This window comes from Pseudomonas syringae (assembly GCF_021605415.1).
Lineage (GTDB): Bacteria > Pseudomonadota > Gammaproteobacteria > Pseudomonadales > Pseudomonadaceae > Aquipseudomonas > Aquipseudomonas syringae_S.
Window position 1 is genome coordinate 168,967 of record NZ_WKEQ01000003.1, and the last position, 20,507, is coordinate 189,473.

Annotated in this window: 14 protein-coding genes; 9 read left to right on the plus strand and 5 right to left on the minus strand. The window is 60.5% G+C overall.

Annotated features, from left to right (window positions below):
* Nucleotide 1 precedes the first annotated feature (1 nt).
* The gene (locus tag GIW69_RS03365) at nucleotides 2-2,386 is read right to left on the minus strand and encodes a diguanylate cyclase (protein WP_236480712.1); all 2,385 of its coding nucleotides are present in this window, start codon (nucleotides 2,384-2,386) and stop codon (nucleotides 2-4) included.
* A gap of 142 nt (nucleotides 2,387-2,528) precedes the next feature.
* Nucleotides 2,529-4,799, minus strand: a complete 2,271-nt coding sequence (rlmKL, locus tag GIW69_RS03370) for a bifunctional 23S rRNA (guanine(2069)-N(7))-methyltransferase RlmK/23S rRNA (guanine(2445)-N(2))-methyltransferase RlmL (protein WP_236480713.1) — start codon at nucleotides 4,797-4,799, stop codon at nucleotides 2,529-2,531.
* 530 nt (nucleotides 4,800-5,329) lie between these two features.
* Here rlmKL and rmf point away from each other — a divergent pair.
* A complete protein-coding gene (rmf, locus tag GIW69_RS03375; RefSeq protein ID WP_003223300.1) occupies nucleotides 5,330-5,545 on the plus strand; it encodes a ribosome modulation factor in 216 nt (71 codons plus the stop codon).
* A gap of 296 nt (nucleotides 5,546-5,841) precedes the next feature.
* On the opposite strand, the gene GIW69_RS03380 is transcribed toward rmf, so the two are convergent.
* Nucleotides 5,842-6,861, minus strand: coding sequence for a quinone-dependent dihydroorotate dehydrogenase (locus GIW69_RS03380; RefSeq protein WP_236480714.1), 1,020 nt, complete (start codon nucleotides 6,859-6,861; stop codon nucleotides 5,842-5,844).
* A 235-nt stretch (nucleotides 6,862-7,096) separates the two neighbouring features.
* Between GIW69_RS03380 and GIW69_RS03385 the strand changes: the two genes are divergently transcribed.
* The 8 genes from GIW69_RS03385 to cobA all read left to right on the plus strand — a co-directional run bounded on the left by GIW69_RS03385 (nucleotide 7,097) and on the right by cobA (nucleotide 18,689).
* Complete coding sequence (locus GIW69_RS03385; protein ID WP_236480715.1) at nucleotides 7,097-8,308, plus strand: CmpA/NrtA family ABC transporter substrate-binding protein; 1,212 nt, start codon at nucleotides 7,097-7,099, stop codon at nucleotides 8,306-8,308.
* A gap of 15 nt (nucleotides 8,309-8,323) precedes the next feature.
* The gene (locus GIW69_RS03390) at nucleotides 8,324-8,899 is read left to right on the plus strand and encodes an ANTAR domain-containing protein (RefSeq protein ID WP_236480716.1); all 576 of its coding nucleotides are present in this window, start codon (nucleotides 8,324-8,326) and stop codon (nucleotides 8,897-8,899) included.
* 300 nt (nucleotides 8,900-9,199) lie between these two features.
* Nucleotides 9,200-10,411, plus strand: coding sequence for an MFS transporter (locus GIW69_RS03395; protein WP_236480717.1), 1,212 nt, complete (start codon nucleotides 9,200-9,202; stop codon nucleotides 10,409-10,411).
* Entirely contained in the window at nucleotides 10,412-12,082 is a 1,671-nt protein-coding gene (locus GIW69_RS03400; RefSeq protein ID WP_236480718.1) for a bifunctional protein-serine/threonine kinase/phosphatase, read from the plus strand. It begins immediately after the preceding gene.
* Between the two features lie 329 nt (nucleotides 12,083-12,411).
* The gene (gene nirB / locus GIW69_RS03405; RefSeq protein WP_236480719.1) at nucleotides 12,412-14,865 is read left to right on the plus strand and encodes a nitrite reductase large subunit NirB; all 2,454 of its coding nucleotides are present in this window, start codon (nucleotides 12,412-12,414) and stop codon (nucleotides 14,863-14,865) included.
* Nucleotides 14,862-15,179, plus strand: a complete 318-nt coding sequence (nirD, locus tag GIW69_RS03410; RefSeq protein ID WP_236480720.1) for a nitrite reductase small subunit NirD — start codon at nucleotides 14,862-14,864, stop codon at nucleotides 15,177-15,179. Before nirB ends, nirD begins: the two co-directional genes overlap by 4 nt.
* On the plus strand, nucleotides 15,179-17,893 hold the full coding sequence (locus GIW69_RS03415) for a nitrate reductase (protein WP_236480721.1): 2,715 nt from the start codon (nucleotides 15,179-15,181) through the stop codon (nucleotides 17,891-17,893). The genes nirD and GIW69_RS03415 overlap by 1 nt, the downstream gene beginning before the upstream one ends.
* Nucleotides 17,894-17,906: 13 nt before the next feature.
* A complete protein-coding gene (gene cobA, locus GIW69_RS03420) occupies nucleotides 17,907-18,689 on the plus strand; it encodes a uroporphyrinogen-III C-methyltransferase (RefSeq protein ID WP_236480722.1) in 783 nt (260 codons plus the stop codon).
* Nucleotides 18,690-18,769: 80 nt separating this feature from the next.
* Here cobA and GIW69_RS03425 read toward each other — a convergent pair whose 3' ends face one another.
* Both GIW69_RS03425 and sigX read right to left on the minus strand, forming a co-directional pair.
* Nucleotides 18,770-19,804 carry an OmpA family protein gene (locus GIW69_RS03425; protein ID WP_236480723.1) on the minus strand — a complete coding sequence of 345 codons (1,035 nt, stop codon included), beginning with the start codon at nucleotides 19,802-19,804 and terminating at the stop codon, nucleotides 18,770-18,772.
* Between the two features lie 107 nt (nucleotides 19,805-19,911).
* Nucleotides 19,912-20,502 carry an RNA polymerase sigma factor SigX gene (sigX, locus tag GIW69_RS03430; RefSeq protein WP_236480724.1) on the minus strand — a complete coding sequence of 197 codons (591 nt, stop codon included), beginning with the start codon at nucleotides 20,500-20,502 and terminating at the stop codon, nucleotides 19,912-19,914.
* Nucleotides 20,503-20,507: the final 5 nt, after the last annotated feature.

The following is a 20,507-nucleotide window of genomic DNA, read 5'->3' on the forward strand; positions in this document are numbered from 1 at the left end:
GTTAATTCATCACGCGTTCTATTCGGTCACGGCCGCTTTGCTTGGCCAGGTAAACGCCCGAATCCGCACGCAGCAGCAAGGCGTCGGCGCCCTCTCCCATTCGCCAACTGGCGATGCCGAAACTGGCCGTCACCACGCCTACCCTGTCGACCGGCGCATCGCGCAGCCCTTGCCAGAGCTCCGTGGCCAGCGAATAGGCGTGATCGCCATCGATGTCCGGGCAGAGCACCATGAACTCTTCGCCGCCCAGCCGACAGAAAACGTCGGTGCGGCGCAACCGATGGCCGATACGCTCGCACACCGCTTGCAACACCCGGTCGCCCACGGCGTGCCCGAACTGGTCGTTGATGCGTTTGAAGTGGTCAATGTCGAGCATGATCACCGAGAGCTCGCCGCCGCCGCGCTCGACCCTGGCCATTTCCGTGGTCAGGCGCTCCTGAAAGTAACGACGGTTGTGAATGCCGGTCAGGGCGTCGGTCACCGACAGAGCCCGCAGCTCTTCTTCCACGCGCTTCAAATCGGAGATGTCGGAGATGTACCCGTGCCACAGCACACCGCCGCCCGGCAATTCTTCCGGCGTCGCCTCGCCACGCACCCAGCGCAGGCCGCGCTCGGGTAATTCCACGCGATACTCTTCGCGCCACGGGCTGACGTTTTCCGCAGAAGCGCGGATGGATTTACGCACTCGCGTAATGTCCTGCGGGTGAATGCGGGTGAAGATCGCTTCAGCGTTGAGCAGCAGCACGTCCGGTTCCAACTCGTAGATCTCGCGAATGCCATCACTGGCGTAGATCACGCTGAAGCGACCGTCGAATTCCATTTTGAACTGATAGATGCCGCCCGGGACGTGGGCGCTGAGCTTCTTTAGCAAGACGTCTCGCGCCGCCAGCGCTTCGTGCACGCGTTTGCGCTCGGTGATGTCGATGCAGATCGCCAGGTGCCCAACCCATAACCCTTGCTCATCGAGCACCGGCGTGGCGAGCATGTTGACCGGCAGATGACTGCCGTCGCGGCGTAGCAGCGTCCATTCTCGCGCCTCGTGCCCGCCGACTTCGCCGCCCTCGACCAGCATGGCCTGACAGGTCGGAATGGTTTTGCCGTAACGGGCGCTCAGTTCGGCGGCACGCGCCGTCAGTTCCCGAGGCAGGTGCAGGTTTTCCAGAGTGATGCGGCCGATCACTTCAGCGCTGGTGTAGCCGAGCATCTGTTCGGCGCCAGGGTTGAACGTGCTGATCACGCCGCGCAGATCGGTGGCGATGATTGCCACCTGCGTCGCCGCGTTGAGCACGCCGCGCAATTGCCCATGAGCGCCGCGCAACTCCTGCTCGCGATCGTGCACTTGCTGAGTGCGTTGCTCGACCAGGCGCAAGGCGCGCTGACGCTGGCTGGCCAGCACGTACAGCAGCGCACTGAGCAAGGCGCTGAGTGATCCGCCGAGAATCAACACGCCGTTTACCGACGAATGATTGGCTTCGAAAAAAGCGTCGCTCGGCAGAATGTCGACTTGATAGTCATGGTCGGCCATGCGCACCAGCCGCGTTGCGGCCAGGTCACTCGTGGCGGGTTGATTGGCGGATTCGAACAGCACTTCATGCTGGTCATCGATGGATAAATCGAGGATGCGCACCGAGAGGTAGTCATGTTGCGCATCTGGCAGCCCATCGGCGAGCAGCTGTTTCAGGCTGATCACGGCCATGACGTAGCCGAACGGCCGCGTCTGCCCCGGGTGATTCACCGGGCCGACCAGCAACACGCCGCGCGCATAGGAAGGCTCGACGCCAACCAGGTGCATCGGCTGTGAGACCGCCAGGCTACCCTTCTGACCGGCACGCTCCAGAGTCGAACGACGCATCGGCTGAGCCAGCAAGTCGTAGCCCAACGGCGTATCGAGGCGGCTTTGCGTCTGGGTGTAAACCACCGGCACGTATTCGTCGCGCCGCGCCGCCAGTTGCAGTTCACCCTGAGCGTTGAGTTCTCGTACGGAAAACGTGGTGAAGCCTTCCTCACGCACACTGCGCTCAAACGCCGCGCGCTCGGCATCGCTGATTCGTACCGCAAACGAATAAGCCTGAGTGCGCAATAGAAGTGGGCGGGTGTAGCCATCAAACTCGGCGCGGGACACCGAATCGGAATTGGCGAAGAAACGACGCAGGCCGTCGAGACGTTGCTCCTGATCCTGGAAACGTTCTTCGATGCGGCTGTAACGCTCGTTGGTCAGCAACTGGAAGCGTTGCCGCAACTGGCTTTGAAACTGGTTAAGGTTCGCCCAAGCCAGCAGCCCGGTGAGAATCCCGCCGATAAGCAATACCAGCAGTGCGACCAGCCAGGCCGGCACTTGCTCGCTGATAAAACCGAAAATCTTCGGGCGCACGGGATGCAACGACATAAAGGCAACTCAATACGACGGATTTACGGGAAAGCCCCTGGGCCGTGAATGAGTTATAGCTATTAGCCATCAATTTGGCTAGCGCTGAACAGATCACAGAGCCTTTAAAAACAAGGCTCTGTGAATCTAACTCAACAAAGCGTCAACGCGCCGTGATTTTCCAGGCCCGGTGAATCTTGTTGTTGCGGGCAAAGTCCGGATCCAGCGTCTGCGCGCTGATTTCCTCGACCGCGTAGCGCTCGGACAGGTTGTCCTCCAATTGGAACTTGCGGAAGTTGTTGGAGAAGTACAGCACGCCGCCCGGCGCCAGACGCGCCATGGCCAGGTCGATCAATTGCACCTGGTCACGCTGGACGTCGAAGATACCTTCCATGCGCTTGGAGTTGGAGAACGTCGGCGGATCGATGAAGATCAGGTCGTATTCATCACGGCTGTTTTCCAGCCACGCCATCACGTCGCCCTGCTCCAGACGGTTTTTGTCTGAGAAACCGTTCAGGGACAGGTTGCGTCGCGCCCAGTCCAGATAGGTTTTCGACAGATCGACGCTGGTGGTGCTGCGCGCGCCGCCCTTGGCCGCATGCACGCTGGCGGTTGCGGTGTAGCAGAACAGATTGAGGAAACGCTTGCCGGCGGCCTCTTTCTGAATGCGCATGCGCATCGGCCGGTGATCGAGGAACAGGCCGGTGTCGAGGTAGTCGGTAAGGTTGACCAGCAGCTTCACGCCACCTTCATTGACCTCGACAAACTTGCCCTGTGCCGCCTGACGCTCGTACTGCTTGGTGCCGCTCTGACGTTCGCGACGTTTGACCACCACGCGATTCTTGTCGATGTTCAGTGCCTGCGGGATGGCCGCCAGGGCGTCGAACATCCGTGCCGAGGCTTTCTCCGGGTCGATGGATTTCGGCGCGGCGTATTCCTGGACATGCACCCAGTCGTGATACAGGTCGATGGCCATTGCGTATTCCGGCATGTCGGCATCGTAGACACGGTAGCAATCGATGCCTTCGCGCTTGACCCACTTGCCCATTGCCTTGAGATTTTTTTGCAAGCGGTTGGCAAACATCTGCCCGCCTTCGCTCAAGCGCGGCTGCTCGACCACCGGCGCCGGGGCTGGCACAGGCTTGATCGGGTTGCCGTTCTTGTTGAACTGGCGCTCTTGCGGCTCGTTCGGTGCTTCGTCGTAGGCCGCTTGCTCGCGCTCGGCCTGCCGTTGCTCAGGGGTGCGACGCTCGCCGGTGACGAACTGATCCGGCAGCACTTTGATCAACAGCAGCTTGCACGGCAGCGCGCCGTTCCAGAACGAATACTGTTTGTGGCTGCGGATACCCATGCGCTTGCCCAGATCCGGTGCGCCGGTGAACACCGCCGCTTCCCAGTTCAGGCAGGCCTGGCGCAGGCGCTCGCCGAGGTTCTGATAGAGATAAAGCAGGCTGGCTTCGTCACCCAGACGCTCGCCGTACGGCGGGTTGCAGATGACCAGGCCTTTCTGGTTTTGATCCGGACGCGGCTCAAAGGTCGCCACTTCGCCCTGGTAGATCTTGATCCACTCACTCAGGCCGGCGCGCTCGACGTTATTGCGGCCCGGCTGAATCAGACGCGGATCGGCTTCATAGCCGCGAATCCACAGCGGCGGCTTGGCCAGACCGGCAGCGGCGCGCTCGACGGCTTCTTCGTGGAGTTTTTTCCACAGGGCCGGCACGTGACCGAGCCACGCGGTAAAGCCCCACTGCTCGCGACGCAGGTTCGGAGCCATGTCGGCGGCAATCATGCCGGCCTCGACCAGGAACGTACCGACGCCGCACATCGGGTCAGCCAGCGCGCCGCCTTCAGCGGCAATGCGCGGCCAGCCGGAACGGATCAGGATCGCTGCCGCGAGGTTTTCCTTCAGCGGCGCCGCGCCTTGCTGCAAGCGGTAACCACGCTGGTGCAGGCTGTGGCCGGACAGATCGAGGGACAGAATCGCCTCGCCGCGATCCAGACGCAGGTGAATGCGCAGATCCGGGTTGAGTTTATCGATGCTTGGGCGGTCGCCCTGCGGAGTGCGCAGCTTGTCGACGATGGCGTCTTTGACTTTCAACGCGCCGAAGTGGGTGTTGTCGATGCCCGAGCCGTGGCCGCTGAACTCGACGGCCAGGGTGCCGTCGCTGAGCATGTGGTCTTGCCACTCAATGTCGAGCACGCCGTGGTACAGGTCTTCGGCGTCTTTCATGGCAAAACGCTTGAGCACCAGCAACACGCGGTTAGCCAGACGCGACCAGAGGCACAGGCGATACGCGGTTTCCATGGTCGCCATGCCGCGCACGGCGGACGTGTGCTCGCGAGCTTCTTCAAGGCCAAGCCCGACGGCTTCCTCGATAAGCAGGCCTTCAAGGCCTTTTGGGCAAGTGAGGAAGAGTTCGAAACGATCGGACATGGTATTTCCAGAGCCTTTGGCTAGTGAACCGGCAACGCATTGCCGATCCGGTTTTCAATCAGGCGCTTTTCTGCAAGAACGCCCGCGCGGCACGAAGGTGTGCCATTCCATCCCGGCTGCTCGGGTTAAAAGAGCTTAGATGCCAGGACAGATAAAAAAGTTGATGCAACAAAATGACTCAAAGCGACCCTTCGTCGAATAGTGCCCCAGCGCAACCCTGGGTCATTCTCACCAGAGGATTAGCCCCATCATTCAGCGCGGGGCCGATCATACCGGGGTTTGGCTAATAACCGTTCAATAAACACACTGTTACTTATCGCCATAGCACGCTTTTCGTTACGTCCTTATGACAAAACGATCATTCCCTCGCTGTGACTCATTGGTTAGAACTCAACACAGGTTGACGTCCCAACGGCGTCAACACCTTGGCTCGCCACGCCGGCAGCGGGCCACCCAACGGCAGAGTTTTTCTGCCAGACCTCGGTTGAGGTCAACGCGTCAAATCAGTCAACAAGTGAGGGAAACACCCTATGAGAAGACTTAAGCGTGATCCGTTGGAAAGAGCATTTTTGCGCGGATATCAATATGGCGTTGGTGGCAAATCCCGTGAGCTTTGCCCATTTACTCTACCGTCGGTACGTCAAGCCTGGATCAACGGCTGGCGAGAAGGACGCGGCGACAACTGGGACGGTATGACCGGCACTGCGGGAATCCACAGACTCAACGAACTTCACGCCGTCGGCTGACACAGGGCATTTATTCCGACACGACAATCTGAATTTGTAACACCTTAACCACGCACGTCCTTCCCGGACGGCGGGCTGCGGCCCAAGGGCTCCTTCGAGGAGCCCTTTTTATTGCCCGATTTTCTCTTGACCACTGATCGTTCCCACCCTCCGCGTGGGAAATGCAGCCCGGGACGCTCAGCGTTCCCAGCGGCCAAATGATCGCCCGATATTTCAACGTTGTTTCAAGGCCAAGATCAAAAGATCGCAGCCTTCGGCAGCGCCTACAGGAGTCACAGACGTCGTGGCCACCGGGCTCAGCGCAGGGCGGCGATGGCGTCCACCGATTCGCGGATCAGCGCCGGGCCCTTGTAGATGAAGCCGGAATAAATCTGCACCAGGCTCGCGCCGGCGGTGATTTTCTCCGCCGCATGCTTGCCTTCGGTAATTCCGCCCGCCGCGATGATCGGCAAGCGCCCCGCCAGCTCCGCCGCCAATACCTTCACCGTGTGGGTGCTCTTCTCGCGAACCGGCGCGCCGGACAATCCACCCGCCTCGTCGCCATACTCCATGCCTTCAACGCCCACGCGACTCAGCGTGGTGTTGGTGGCGATCACCGCGTCCATGCCGGTGTCGATCAATGCCTGGGCGACCTGAGCGGTTTCTTCGTCGGTCATGTCCGGCGCGATCTTGATCGCCAGCGGCACATGCTTGCCATGACGCAAGGCCAGTTCGGCACGGCGTGCAGCCAGGTCTGCCAGCAACTGCTTGAGCGAATCACCAAATTGCAGGCTACGCAGGCCCGGAGTGTTTGGCGAGCTGACGTTGACCGTCACATAGCTGGCATGGGCGTAAACCTTTTCCAGGCAGATCAGGTAATCGTCCACCGCGCGCTCGACCGGCGTGTCGAAGTTCTTGCCGATGTTGATGCCCAGCACGCCCTTGTATTTGGCCGCTGCGACCCGCGCCAGCAAGTTATCCACACCCAGATTGTTGAAGCCCATGCGGTTGATGATCGCTTCGGCTTCCGGCAGGCGGAAGATCCGTGGCTTCGGATTGCCCGGCTGCGGGCGCGGGGTGACGGTGCCGATTTCGACAAAACCGAAACCCAGTTGTCCGAAACCGTCGATGGCCGCGCCATTCTTGTCCAGGCCTGCCGCCAACCCCACCGGGTTCGGAAACTCCAGCCCCATGACCGTCACCGGCAGGTTCGCCGGCGCTTTGCACAGTAAGCCGTTGAGGCCCAAACGCCCGCCCGCGCCGATCAGATCCAGCGACAGGTCGTGGGAGGTTTCCGGGGAAAGTTTGAACAACAGCTGACGGGCCAGGGTGTACATGGGCGGCGATGACTCGGGCGGCGAAAAGAGGCGGCGATTATAGCCGGGCATCGTCCCGCCGCGCGAGGCGCAGAGGCAAATCGGCGCGACTGGCATATGCCTTGCACCGTTCTCGTCATCAGCCCACAGGCCAACGGCGGCGTGCGGGCACGGACAATGGCGTCGTCTTCCGGTTTTGCATTGGCAAAATCCGGGGCGACGTTTTTTTTGAAGAACGCTTTTGCAGGTGTACGCAATGAACGAACCCTCCGCCGGGCCGCTGGCCTGGGTCAATGGCAGCGACGCGCCGGAAAAGCGTGCGATCAATCTCGGTTTCATGGCCCTGAGCGATTGCGCCTCGGTCGTAGTCGCCGCCACCCAAGGCTTCGCTCAACCCTACGGCCTGACCCTGAACCTCAAGCGCCAGAGCTCCTGGGCGAATCTGCGCGACAATCTGGTCAATGGCGAACTCGACGCTGCCCACAGCCTGTACGGCCTGATCTACGCCGTGCATCTGGGCATCGGCGGCGTCGCCTCCACCGACATGGCCGTGTTGATGGGCCTGAACCAGAACGGCCAAAGCCTCAATCTGTCCCACGGCTTGCAAAACCTTGGCGTGACCAGTCCTGAAGCGCTGGATCGTCACGTGCACCAAAGCCGCGCAAAACTGACGTTCGCCCAGACCTTTCCCACCGGCACCCATGCGATGTGGCTTTATTACTGGCTGGCGGCGCAGGGCATTCATCCATTACAGGATGTCGACAGCGTGGTGGTGCCGCCGCCGCAAATGGTCGCGCACTTGCAGGCCGGGCGCATTGATGGTTTCTGCGTCGGTGAGCCGTGGGCGGCCAGCGCGGTGCAGCAGGATCTCGGCTTCACCCTGGCGACCACGCAAACCATCTGGCCCGATCACCCGGAAAAAGTCCTCGGTTGCACCCGCGCATTCGTCGAGCAGTACCCGAACACCGCGCGCGCACTGGTCATGGCGATTCTCGAAGCCAGCCGCTTCATCGAAGAGAGCCCGGAAAACCGTCGCAGCACCGCACAGTTGCTCAGCGCCCCGCAATACCTCGATGCGCCGGTGTCATGCATCGAGCCGCGCTTTGTTGGCGAGTACGCCGACGGCCTCGGCAATCGTTGGCAGGATCCTCACGCGCTGCGCTTTCACGGTGACGGCGAGGTCAATCTGCCGTACCTCTCCGACGGCATGTGGTTCATGACCCAGTTCCGTCGCTGGGGTCTGTTGCGCGAAGATCCGGATTACCTCGCCGTCGCCCGCCAGGTGCAGCAATTGACGCTGTATCGCGACGCGGCGGCAGCCGTGGGGGTGGCGGTCGACGCCGTCGACCTACGCAGCAGCCAGTTGATCGACGGCAAGGTCTGGGATGGCAGCGATCCGGCGGGTTACGCCCGCAGCTTCAAACTCAACGCCCTGAGCGACAGCTCGCCCCTTCTCGCCCAGCGCTGACAGGAGACCGCGAACATGCTGCGAATTCTGCTGATCAACGACACGGCGAAAAAAGTCGGCCGCCTCAAAGCCGCCCTGATCGAAGCCGGTTTCGAAGTCATTGATGAGTCGGGCCTGACCATCGACCTGCCGGCGCGCGTCGAAACGGTGCGCCCGGACGTGATTTTGATCGATACCGAGTCACCGGGCCGCGATGTGATGGAGCAAGTGGTGCTGGTCAGCCGCGACCAGCCTCGACCGATTGTGATGTTTACCGACGAACATGACCCCGGCGTCATGCGCCAGGCAATCAAGTCCGGGGTGAGCGCTTACATCGTCGAAGGCATTCACGCCCAACGCTTACAGCCGATTCTCGACGTGGCGATGGCGCGCTTCGAGAGTGATCAGGCTTTGCGCGCGCAATTGCATGCTCGCGACCAGCAATTGGCCGAGCGCAAGCGCATCGAGCTGGCCAAGGGGCTGCTGATGAAGATGAAGGATTGCAATGAAGAAGAGGCCTATACGCTGATGAGGCGCCAAGCGATGAGCCGCCAACAGAAGCTGATTCAGGTGGCGGAGCAGATCATCGCCATGAGTGAATTGCTTGGCTGACGTTATGCGGCGCCCGCCAGAACCTCTTCGCGAGCCTGCTCGCGAATGGCCGCACCTGGGTATCAAGTTGTTGGCACAAATCTCGCTAAGCATTCCTCACAGGTAACCAACGGCGGTTGCCCCACCTACGACAAAGACGTCGCTCACTCTTTTCGCCCCAACGGCGATTCGGGTAGCGGCGTTTTTGCGTTTTGGCCCCACAGCCCGGGGCCGGTGGTGCGGCCGTGGCGGCGCCCCACTTGCTGTCTCCCATTTGTGGCACATGACCCCTTTCGAGACTCTTCACAGCTGAGGTGCGCGATGAATTCAAGCTTCTGGAAATCCGGCCATACCCCGACCCTGTTCGCGGCCTTCCTTTATTTCGACCTGAGCTTCATGGTCTGGTATCTGCTCGGCCCTCTCGCGGTGCAGATCGCGGCGGATTTGCACCTGACAACCCAGCAGCGCGGCCTCGTCGTGGCGACCCCGATCCTGGCCGGCGCGATCCTGCGCTTCGTAATGGGCATGCTCGCCGATCGCCTGTCGCCAAAAACTGCCGGGCTGATCGGCCAGGTGATTGTTATCTGTGCGCTGTTCGGCGCCTGGAAACTCGGTATTCACAACTACGAACAGGCGTTGATTCTAGGCCTGTTCCTCGGCATGGCCGGCGCTTCGTTTGCCGTGGCGTTGCCGCTGGCTTCGCAGTGGTATCCGCCGCAGCATCAGGGCAAGGCCATGGGCATTGCCGGTGCGGGCAACTCCGGTACCGTGTTCGCCGCGCTGATCGCGCCGGTGCTGGCCGCTTCGTTTGGCTGGAGCAACGTGTTTGGTTTCGCCCTGATCCCGCTGATCCTGACGCTGGTACTCTTTGCCTGGCTGGCGAAAAACGCGCCGCAACGGCCGAAAGCCAAGGCCATGAAGGATTACTTCAAGGCGCTGGGCGATCGCGATAGCTGGTGGTTCATGTTTTTCTACAGCGTGACGTTCGGCGGCTTCATCGGCCTGGCCAGCGCCCTGCCCGGCTACTTCAACGATCAATACGGTTTGAGCCCGGTCACTGCCGGTTACTACACCGCCGCGTGCGTGTTTGGCGGCAGCCTGATGCGTCCGTTGGGCGGCGCACTGGCGGATCGTTTCGGCGGCATCCGCACGTTGTTGGCGATGTACACGGTAGCGGCGATCTGCATTGCGGCGGTCGGATTCAACTTGCCGAGTTCCTATGCGGCGCTGGCACTTTTCGTCTGCACCATGCTCGGTCTGGGTGCCGGTAACGGCGCGGTGTTCCAACTGGTGCCGCAGCGCTTTCGCCTGGAAATCGGCGTAATGACCGGCCTGATCGGCATGGCTGGCGGTATCGGCGGTTTCTTGCTGGCAGCGGGCATGGGTGCGATCAAGCAGAGCACCGGTAGCTATCAACTGGCGCTGTGGTTGTTCGCCAGCCTGGGCGTGCTGGCGTGGTTTGGTCTGCACGGCGTCAAGCGTCGCTGGAGAACCACTTGGGGTTCGGCGGCTGTCACGGCGGCGCGGGTCTGAATGTCCTTAAAACTCAGCTTTGCCGAGGCCAGCGCCACCGGCCCGCGCGCGGAAAACCAGGATGCTTTGCGCCTGGTTACGCCGAATGCGGCGCTGGCGGCCAGCAAAGGTTATCTGTTCGCCATCGCCGACGGCGTCAGCCAATGCGCCGACGGCGGCCTCGCGGCCCGTTCGACCTTACAGGCCCTGGCGCTGGATTATTACGCCACGCCGCAAACCTGGAGCGTCGCGCAATCGCTGGATCGCCTGTTGCTCGCACAAAACCGCTGGTTACAGGCCAATGGCGGTGGACAACCGTTGCTCACCACGGTCAGTGCTTTGGTCATGCGCGGTCGGCGTTTTACCCTGGCGCATGTCGGCGATTGCCGCGTCTATCGCTGGCACGCCGACACCTTGCAGCGCATGACTGAGGATCACGTCTGGGAACAACCGGGCATGCAGCATGTGCTCAAGCGTGCGCTGGGGCTGGATCAACATCTGGTGCTGGATTTTCTAGACGGTGAACTGCACGACGACGAATGTTTCGTGCTGCTCAGCGATGGCATTTGGTCGACGCTCAATGACACTGCGATTGCAGGCATCCTGCGCGATCAGCCGGATCTGCACAGCGCTGCGCATACGTTGGTCGCTGCTGCGCATCTGGCCGGCAGCCAGGACAATGCCAGCGCCTTACTGGTACGGGTCGACGCCGTGGGTGAAGCCAGCATCGGCGATGCCTTGATCCAGTTGCAGCAATGGCCGCTGCCACCGGTGCTGAAGCCGGGCCGGATGTTCGAAGGCTGGCAGGTTCACAGCATCGTCAGGCAGAGCCAGCAATCGCTGCTGTATCGTGTGCTCGATGGCCAGGGTCAGCCGTGGCTGTTGAAAACCTTGCCCGTGCGTCTGGCTGAAGATCCTCAGGCCGCGCAGGCGCTGTTGTCGGAAGAATGGTTTCTCAAGCGCGTCGCCGGACGGCACTTTCCTGAAGTCCATGCGCTCAGTCAGCGTCAGCATTTGTACTACGTGATGCGTGAATATTCGGGCGCGACCCTCGCGCAACGGCATCAGGAGGACGGCTCGTTACCGCTGGCGCTGTGGCTCGATGTGGCCGAGCGCTTGTTACGTGCCGTGGGCCTGTTGCATCGACGGCAGATTTTCCACCGCGACATCAAACCGGAAAATCTGTTGCTGGGTGATGACGGTGAATTGCGCCTGCTGGATTTTGGCCTGGCTTACTGCCCAGGTCTGTCGGAGGACGCGCCGTCAACGTTGCCCGGAACGCCGAGTTACATTGCTCCGGAAGCTTTTCACGGGGATCCGCCGAGTGCCCGACAGGACTTGTACGCCGTGGGCGTCACGCTGTTTTTCCTGCTCACCGGGCACTATCCCTACGGCGAGATCGAAGCCTTTCAGCGGCCACGCTTCGGAACGCCAGCGAGTGCGACTCGCTATCGGCCGGACGTGCCGGAATGGTTGGCGCAATGCCTGGAGCGTGGGGTGATGGCGGATCCGCAGCAACGTTTCGAAACGGCTGAGGAGTGGTTGCTGGTGCTGGAACGGGGTGAGCGACGGAGCTTGAGCGTGCGGCCGCGTCCGTTGCTGGAGCGTGAGCCGTTGAAGGTCTGGCGGACGTTGGCGCTGGTTTCGTTGATTGCGAACCTGGTGCTGCTGTTTGTGGTGTTTCATGGGTGAGATTGCATTATTCCCTTCACAAGCATTGCGCCAAGAATGAGCATCGCGCTTCGATTCGGTGCAAAGAAATAGGCGGGCAGGCCCTGTGATGCTGCTCCAATGCAGCGAAACCGCCCATTTCGAAAACTTGGCACAACCACTGCATTACCTCCAACAGACATAAAGCCCAACCTTCAACGACGAAGGCTGCGCTTCCCGAGAGAACGGGACCAGGACAAAGGCGTCCTCGCTAGGCAACTAGCGGGACGCCTTTTTTTGTTTGCGCAAAATTTGTCGAGCAAGGCCTGACTGCCCACAAGAGGCCAGCCGCACGCTCCCCGGAGAACCTGATGAAAAAACTCAAACTGGTGATGATCGGCAATGGCATGGCCGGGGTTCGTACCCTGGAAGAATTGCTCAAGCTGAGCAACGAGCTGTACGACATCACGGTCTTCGGTGCCGAACCGCACACCAACTACAACCGCATCCTGCTATCGCCGGTGCTGGCCGGCGAGCAGACCTTTGAAGAAATCGTCCTTAACGATCTGGACTGGTACCTGGAAAACAACATCAAGTTGTTGCTCAACCGCAAAGTCGTCGAGATCGACCGGATCAAGCGCCGGGTGATCGCCGAGGACGGCACCGAGGCCGAATACGATCGCCTGCTGATCGCCACCGGTTCGACGCCGTTCATCCTGCCGATCCCCGGCAACACCTTGCAGGGCGTAATCGGCTACCGCGACATTGCCGACACCCAAGCGATGATCGACACCGCCAAGACCCACAAACACGCGGTGGTTATCGGCGGCGGCCTGCTCGGCCTCGAAGCCGCCAACGGTCTGATGCTGCGCGGCATGCATGTGACCGTGGTGCACCTCGGCGAGTGGTTGCTGGAACGGCAACTGGACAAGACCAGCGGCCAACTCCTGCAAACGGCCCTCGAATCCCGTGGCCTGCACTTCCGTTTGTGCGAACAGACCCAGGCCTTGCACGACGCTGGCAATGGCCGGGTCGGCTCGGTGCAGTTCAAGAACGGCGACATCATCCCTGCCGATCTGGTGGTGATGGCCGCCGGCATCCGTCCCAATACCGAACTTGCGGAAAAATCCGGCATCCCTTGCAGCCGTGGCGTGCTGGTCAACGACACGATGCAAACCTACGATCCGCGCATCTACGCCATCGGCGAATGCGCCAGCCATCGCGGCATCGCTTATGGCCTGGTTGCGCCACTGTTCGAACAGGCCAAGGTGTGTGCCAACCACCTCGCTCAACTGGGCTTTGCTACCTATAAAGGCTCGGTCACCTCGACCAAGCTGAAAGTCACCGGCATCGACCTGTTTTCCGCCGGCGATTTCATGGGCGGCGAAGGCACCGAGACCATCACCCTCTCCGACCCGATCGGCGGCGTTTACAAGAAACTGGTGATTAAGGATGACGTGTTGGTCGGCGCCTGTCTGTACGGCGATACGGCAGATGGCGGTTGGTATTTCCGGCAGATTCGTGAGAATCACGCCATCGGCGAGATCCGCGATCACTTGATGTTCGGCGAAAACGCCCTCGGCGACGTAGGACATCAGGGCCAGGACAAAGCCATGAGCATGGCCGACAACGCCGAAGTCTGCGGCTGCAACGGCGTGTGCAAGGGCACCATCGTCAAGGCGATTCAGGAACACGGGTTGTTCAGCGTCGACGAGGTGAAAAAGCACACCAAAGCCGCCAGCTCCTGCGGCTCCTGCGCAGGGCTGGTCGAGCAGATTCTGATCAACACTGTGGGCGGTGCGGCAGACGTCAAACCGAAAAGCGAAAAAGCCATCTGCGGTTGCAGCGACCTCAATCACGGGCAAATCCGCCAAGCCATCCGCGACGAGCACCTGCTGACCATCGCCGGCACCATGAGCTACCTGAACTGGCGTACGCCAAACGGCTGCGCGACCTGCCGTCCAGCGCTCAACTATTACCTGATTTCCACCTGGCCCGGCGAGGCGGTGGACGATCCGCAATCGCGCCTGATCAACGAACGCGCCCACGCCAACATCCAGAAGGACGGCACCTATTCTGTCGTCCCGCGGATGTGGGGCGGTGTGACCAATCCTTCCGAACTGCGCCGGATTGCCGACGTGGCCGACAAATACAACGTGCCAATGGTCAAGGTCACCGGCGGTCAGCGGATCGACTTGCTGGGCATCAAAAAACAGGATTTGCCGGGGGTCTGGAAGGATCTCGACATGCCGTCCGGGCACGCTTACGGCAAGTCGATCCGCACCGTGAAAACCTGCGTCGGCAGCGAGTTCTGCCGCTTCGGCACGCAGAATTCGACGCAACTGGGCATCGAGCTAGAACACGATCTGTTCAACATGTGGTCGCCGCACAAGGTGAAACTGGCTGTCTCCGGTTGCCCGCGCAACTGCTCGGAAGCGGGCATCAAGGACGTGGGAATCATCGGCGTCGATTCCGGCTGGGAGATGTACATCGGCGGTAACGGCGGGATCAAAACCGAAGTCGCCGAGTTTTTCGTCAAGCTGAAAACCGCCGAAGAAGTGCGCGAATACAACGGTGCCTTCCTGCAGCTTTACCGCGAAGAAGCCTTCTACCTCGAACGCACCGTTCACTACATGCAACGGGTCGGCATGGAGCACATCAAGAAAGCCGTGCTGGAAGACCCTGAACGGCGCAAGACGCTGAACGAACGCCTGCAATTCTCCCTGACGTTCGAACAGGATCCGTGGAAACAACGCCTGGCAGAGCCGCAACTGAAGAAAGAATTCGACGTGATTCCCGTCAAGCAATTGGAGGTGCCGGCATGAACTGGCTCGATATCTGTGCGCTGGAAGAAATCAATGCCCTCGGTTCCCGGATCATTGCCGGGCCGAAGGGTGACATCGCGATTTTTCGCACCAGCGACGACGAAGTTTTCGCCCTTGATGACCGCTGCCCGCACAAGGGCGGACCGCTGTCCCAAGGTTTGATCTATGGCAAACGCGTGGCTTGCCCGCTGCACAACTGGCAAATCGACCTGCAATCGGGCGAAGCCCTGGCGCCGGACATCGGTTGTGCGCATCACCACCTCACTCGGATCGAAAACGGCCGGGTGCAGTTGGCCCTGCGGGATGCCGTGTGATGGACCGCCAGACGACGGCCTCGACCTGCTGTTATTGCGGGGTCGGTTGCGGCGTTTTGATCGAGCACGACGGCAAGCGCATTCTCGGCGTCAGTGGCGATCCGGCGCACCCGGCCAACTTCGGCAAACTGTGCAGTAAAGGCTCGACCCTGCACCTGACGGGCGATCTGGCGGCGCGGGCGTTGTACCCGGAACTGCGTCTGGGTAAGGGGTTGGCGCGCGACCGCACCGATTGGGACACCGCACTTGAGCATGCCGCCAATGTCTTCGCCGATACCATCGCCGAACATGGCCCGGACAGCGTCGCGTTCTATATCTCCGGGCAGTTGCTGACCGAGGATTACTACGCGTTCAACAAAGTGGCGCGGGCACTGGTCGGCACCAACAACATCGACAGCAATTCGCGGCTGTGCATGTCCTCGGCCGTGGTCGGTTACAAGCGCAGCCTCGGTGCCGATGCCCCGCCCTGCAACTATGAGGATCTGGAGCTCAGCGATTGCGTGATGATCGTCGGCAGTAACATGGCCTACGCCCATCCGGTACTGTTTCGTCGGCTGGAAGAGGCAAAGTCCCGCCGTCCAGCGATGAAAGTCATCGTCATTGATCCACGGCGCACTGATACTTGCGACTTGGCGGATATGCACCTGGCCATTCTGCCCGGCACCGACGTCGCCTTGTTCCATGGGATCTTGCATCTGTTGCTGTGGGAAGAATGGGTGGATCGCGCGTTCATCGACGCACACACCGAAGGACTCGCCGCGCTGAAAAGCCTGGTGCGCGACTACACCCCGCACATGGTGTCGCAGCTGTGTGGGATCAGCATCGAGCAATTGCAGCAATGCGCGGAATGGGTCGGCACCTCGCCGAGTTTTCTCTCGTTGTGGTGCATGGGCCTGAACCAGTCCACCGCCGGCAGTGCCAAGAACAGCGCGTTGATCAATCTGCATCTCGCCACCGGCCAGATAGGCCGCGCCGGTGCAGGGCCTTTCTCTTTGACCGGTCAGCCAAATGCCATGGGTGGGCGGGAAACCGGCAGTCTTTCGAATCTGTTGCCCGGTCATCGTGAAGTTGCCAACGCGGAACACCGCGCGCAGGTTGCCGCCTATTGGGGCGTGGATCATCTGCCTGAAACCACCGGGCTCAGCGCCATCGAGCTGTTCGAGGCGGTCAACAGCGGCAAGATCAAGGCGCTGTGGATCGCCTGTACCAATCCGGCGCAATCGATGCCGGATCAGACGGCCGTGCGCGCGGCGCTGGAAGCCTGTCCGTTCGTGGTGTTGCAGGAAGCCTTTCGCACCACCGAAACCGCCGCTTTCGCCGACTTGCTACTGCCCGCCGCCAGTTGGAGTGAGAAGGAAGGCTCGGTCACCAATTCCGAACGGCGAATTTCCCACGTCCGTAAAGCCGTCGTCGCACCCGGCGAAGCGCGCCCGGACTGGGCGATTACCGTAGATTTCGCACAGCGGCTGGAGAAACGTCTGCGCCCGCACGCGCCAAGTCTTTTCGCTTTCGATCGGCCTTCGCAGCTGTTCGACGAATACAAGCACCTGACCGCCGGGCGTGATCTGGACTTGAGCGGCATCAGCCACGCCCTTATCGACCAGCTCGGGCCACAGCAATGGCCCTTCCCGGCCGGCGCAACGCAAGGCACGTCCCGCCTGTATGGCGATGGGATTTTTCCCACCGCCAACGGCCGCGCACAATTCATCACCGAACCGTATCGCGCCGCCAAGGAACAACGTGACGCACGTTTTCCGCTGACGCTGATCACCGGTCGTCTGCGCGATCAATGGCACGGCATGAGCCGCACCGGCACTGCCGCGCAGTTATTCGGGCACGTCAGTGAAGCGGCGTTGAGCCTGCATCCGGAGGAGCTGCGCCGGCACAAATTGCAGCCTGGAGATCTGGTCAACCTGAAAAGCCGTCGCGGCGCGGTAATTGTTGCTGTCGCCAGCGATGACAGTGTGCGGCCCGGCCAGGCGTTTCTGCCGATGCATTGGGGGGATCGCTTTCTCAAGGGCGGCGTGAACAGTCTGACCTTGGCCGCGTTCGATCCTTTGTCGAAACAACCGGAGCTCAAACACAGCGGCGTGCGTCTGGAGGCGGTGAAATTGCCGTGGCAGCTATTCGCACTGATCGAGGGCGATGTTCAACGGCATTTCGAGGCGTTACGACCCCTCTGCGAGGCGTTTTCCTACGTCAGCCTTAGCCTTGTCGGTCGCGAGCGTCCAGCGTTGCTGATACGCGCTGCCAGTACCGAGGCGCCGACCCCGCAATTGCTCCTGCAAATCGACCAATGCCTGGCGCTGATCGATGGGCCGGTGCTGGCCTATGACGATCCGCGTCGTGCCATCGGCAAACGGGTGCGTATCGAACAGGGGCGGATCACTGCGATCCGCCTCGCCGGCGAAACCCTCGCGCAACACTGGCTGCAAGGCCTGTGGCTCGAAGGACGCGCCGACGAGGCGCTGCGCCGCTGGTTCCTGGCGCCCATGAGTGCGCCCCCGGGTAACGCTGGCGTTGAGATGACATCGAGCAAAACCCTGTGCACCTGCAAGAACGTCAGCCAGAACGCGGTCTGTGCCGGCATTCGCCAAGGCCTGGATTTGCAAGGCCTGAAAGAACAATTGGGATGCGGCACTCAGTGCGGCTCCTGTGTCCCGGAAATCAAGCGTTTGCTGGCTGCCACTGCGCAGCCGGTCGCTGTCATCTGATGAGGAAAACACCATGAGCGCAAAAGTCTGGCTGGTGGGCGCAGGCCCGGGCGATCCAGAGTTGCTGACCCTCAAAGCGGTTCGCGCCCTGCGTGAAGCGGATGTGGTGCTGATCGATGATCTGGTCAACGACGCGGTGCTTGAACACTGCCCTGGCGCCCGCATTATTCCGGTGGGTAAACGCGGCGGTTGCCGCTCGACGCCGCAGGCCTTTATTCATCGGCTGATGCTGCGTTATGCCCGTCACGGTAAATGCGTGGTACGGCTCAAGGGCGGTGATCCGTGCATTTTCGGCCGCGGCGGTGAAGAAGCGCAGTGGTTGCGTGAGCGCGGAATCGAAGTGGAAATGGTCAATGGCATCACTGCCGGGCTGGCCGGGGCCACGCAATGCGATATTCCGCTGACGCTGCGCGGCGTGGCACGCGGTGTGACGCTGGTCACCGCCCATACTCAGGACGACAGCCAATTGAACTGGCAGGCGTTGGCGCAAGGCGGAACAACGCTGGTGGTGTACATGGGCGTGGCCAAGCTTGGGGAAATTCGCGAGCAGTTGCTGGCCGGCGGCATGGCGTCGGATACGCCGGTGGCGATGATCGAAAACGCTTCGTTGCCGTATCAGCGTGAGTGTCGCAGTGATTTGACGAGGATGGAGACGGATGCGCTCGGGTTTGAGTTGAAGAGCCCGGCGATTCTGGTGATCGGGGTGGTGGCGGGCATTGTTGAAGATCAAAAGGAACGTCCGGACATGGCCCGAGCCTGCGGCAGCGCCTACACGGGCATCGCGAACGTTGTTTGATTGATCGAACGCGACAGACGTCAAATCGCAGACAAAGAAAAGCCCGGCCTAAGCCGGGCTTTTCTCAGAGCGGCAGCTAATTACTTAGCTTGAGCTTCAACCTGCGCTTCTACGCGACGGTTTACAGCGCGGCCAGCGTCAGTGCCGTTGTCGGCAACTGGGCGGGATTCGCCGTAGCCAACAGACTGAACGCGGGACGATTCAACACCGTACTGGTTGGTCAGAACTTGCTTAACGGCGTTTGCACGACGCTCGGACAGTTTCTGGTTGTAAGCGTCAGGACCGACGGAGTCAGTGTGACCTTCAACAGTAGTGGTGGTGGATGGGTACTGCTTCATGAAGTCAGCCAGGTTTTTGATGTCGCCGTAGCTGTTGGTTTTAACAACAGATTTGTCGAAGTCAAATTTAACGTCCAGCTCAACACGAACAACTTCAGCAACTGCTGGGCAGCCATCAGCGTCAACAGTTACGTTGGCTGGGGTGTCCGGGCACTTGTCAACGTTGTCGCACACGCCGTCGTTGTCGCTGTCGGAGCAGACTTCAGCAGGTGCTGGAACTGGAGCAGCGGCTGGCTTGGAGCCGCCACCGAAGTTCACACCGATACCGACGCTAGGAGCCCACTCGGTGTCACCCTGGTCGATGTTGTACTGAGCTTCAACGCCGGCACGAGCGTAGAAGTTGTCGGTGAAGTACAGCTTGGCACCGCCGCCAACGTTGGCGAAGGTGGAACGGTTACGACCGTTCGAACCGTTCTGGTCGATGCTCTGGTCAGAGAAACCGGCCGAAACGTACGGACGCAGCATGTCGCCCGGGTTGTTGAAGTGGTACAGAGCGTCCAGAGCGGTGTTGGCGCCCTTCACGTTCTTGCCGTCGTCGGCACGTACGTTGTGCACTTCGTCGTAGCCCAGACGCAGTTCAACGTCGTCGGTCAGGAAGTAACCGATCGAACCGCCGAACAGGTTGCCGTTGTTCTTGAAGTTACGAGCGCTGTCGAATTGTTCTTTCTTTGCGAAGCCTTCGATTTCAACTGCGCCTTGGCCTTGTGCCAGAGCGCCGAACGAAGTGGCGGCAATCAGAGAACCAATGGCCAAGCCCAAGGTGTTTTTCAGTTTCATCCGTTAAATCCCCATCTGGTGATTGTGAAGCAGTCCCGCAAACCGGGGGACAACTCGGCGGCAAGTCTATCAGAACTTGCCTACACGTAAGAGATATTTGCGCTGAACTAAGTTTCAGCAATACCTGCAAATTTCTCACGTAATTTATCTAGAGCACGTTTGTAACGCATTTTTGTCGCACTCAAACCCATGTGCATGATGTCTGCGATCTCCTGAAACTCCAGCTCTGCGACAAATCGAAGCACCAGGATTTCCCGATCGATCGGGTTCACATACACCAGCCAGCGATCAAGTCCGCCCGTTTCCTCGGGTTTTGGCGCCTTTTCTTCGGACGCTTCCTCAAGGGGGTCAAGACTCAATGCGTCCATCAAGCGACGCTTTCGCCGTTCCTTTCGATACTGCGTGATGCATTCGTTGTAAGTGATGCTGTATAGCCACGTCTTGAACTTCGATTTGCCCTCGAAGTTCTTCAGGCCATACAGCACCTTTAACATGACTTCCTGACAGACATCGTCTGCATCGCGATCGTTCCCAAGATATCTCGCACAGACGTTAAATAATGTTCGCTGGTAACGCCGCATCAGTTCTTCGTAGGCGCGCGTCACGTGAAAAAGCTCGGTATGCGAGCGCGCGACCAACTCCTCATCAGAGAGCTCGCGGGGGTCGTAGCGCGTGGATAGCGTTTGGGCTTTATTCAAAACAA

Bases quoted from the DNA above. Each gene is read 5' to 3' on its own strand.
- GIW69_RS03365 (WP_236480712.1), bottom strand. From the start codon at position 2,386: ATGTCGTTGCATCCCGTGCGCCCGAAGATTTTCGGTTTTATCAGCGAG.
- rlmKL (WP_236480713.1), bottom strand. From the start codon at position 4,799: ATGTCCGATCGTTTCGAACTCTTCCTCACTTGCCCAAAAGGCCTTGAA.
- rmf (WP_003223300.1), top strand. From the start codon at position 5,330: ATGAGAAGACTTAAGCGTGATCCGTTGGAAAGAGCATTTTTGCGCGGA.
- GIW69_RS03380 (WP_236480714.1), bottom strand. From the start codon at position 6,861: ATGTACACCCTGGCCCGTCAGCTGTTGTTCAAACTTTCCCCGGAAACC.
- GIW69_RS03385 (WP_236480715.1), top strand. From the start codon at position 7,097: ATGAACGAACCCTCCGCCGGGCCGCTGGCCTGGGTCAATGGCAGCGAC.
- GIW69_RS03390 (WP_236480716.1), top strand. From the start codon at position 8,324: ATGCTGCGAATTCTGCTGATCAACGACACGGCGAAAAAAGTCGGCCGC.
- GIW69_RS03395 (WP_236480717.1), top strand. From the start codon at position 9,200: ATGAATTCAAGCTTCTGGAAATCCGGCCATACCCCGACCCTGTTCGCG.
- GIW69_RS03400 (WP_236480718.1), top strand. From the start codon at position 10,412: ATGTCCTTAAAACTCAGCTTTGCCGAGGCCAGCGCCACCGGCCCGCGC.
- nirB (WP_236480719.1), top strand. From the start codon at position 12,412: ATGAAAAAACTCAAACTGGTGATGATCGGCAATGGCATGGCCGGGGTT.
- nirD (WP_236480720.1), top strand. From the start codon at position 14,862: ATGAACTGGCTCGATATCTGTGCGCTGGAAGAAATCAATGCCCTCGGT.
- GIW69_RS03415 (WP_236480721.1), top strand. From the start codon at position 15,179: ATGGACCGCCAGACGACGGCCTCGACCTGCTGTTATTGCGGGGTCGGT.
- cobA (WP_236480722.1), top strand. From the start codon at position 17,907: ATGAGCGCAAAAGTCTGGCTGGTGGGCGCAGGCCCGGGCGATCCAGAG.
- GIW69_RS03425 (WP_236480723.1), bottom strand. From the start codon at position 19,804: ATGAAACTGAAAAACACCTTGGGCTTGGCCATTGGTTCTCTGATTGCC.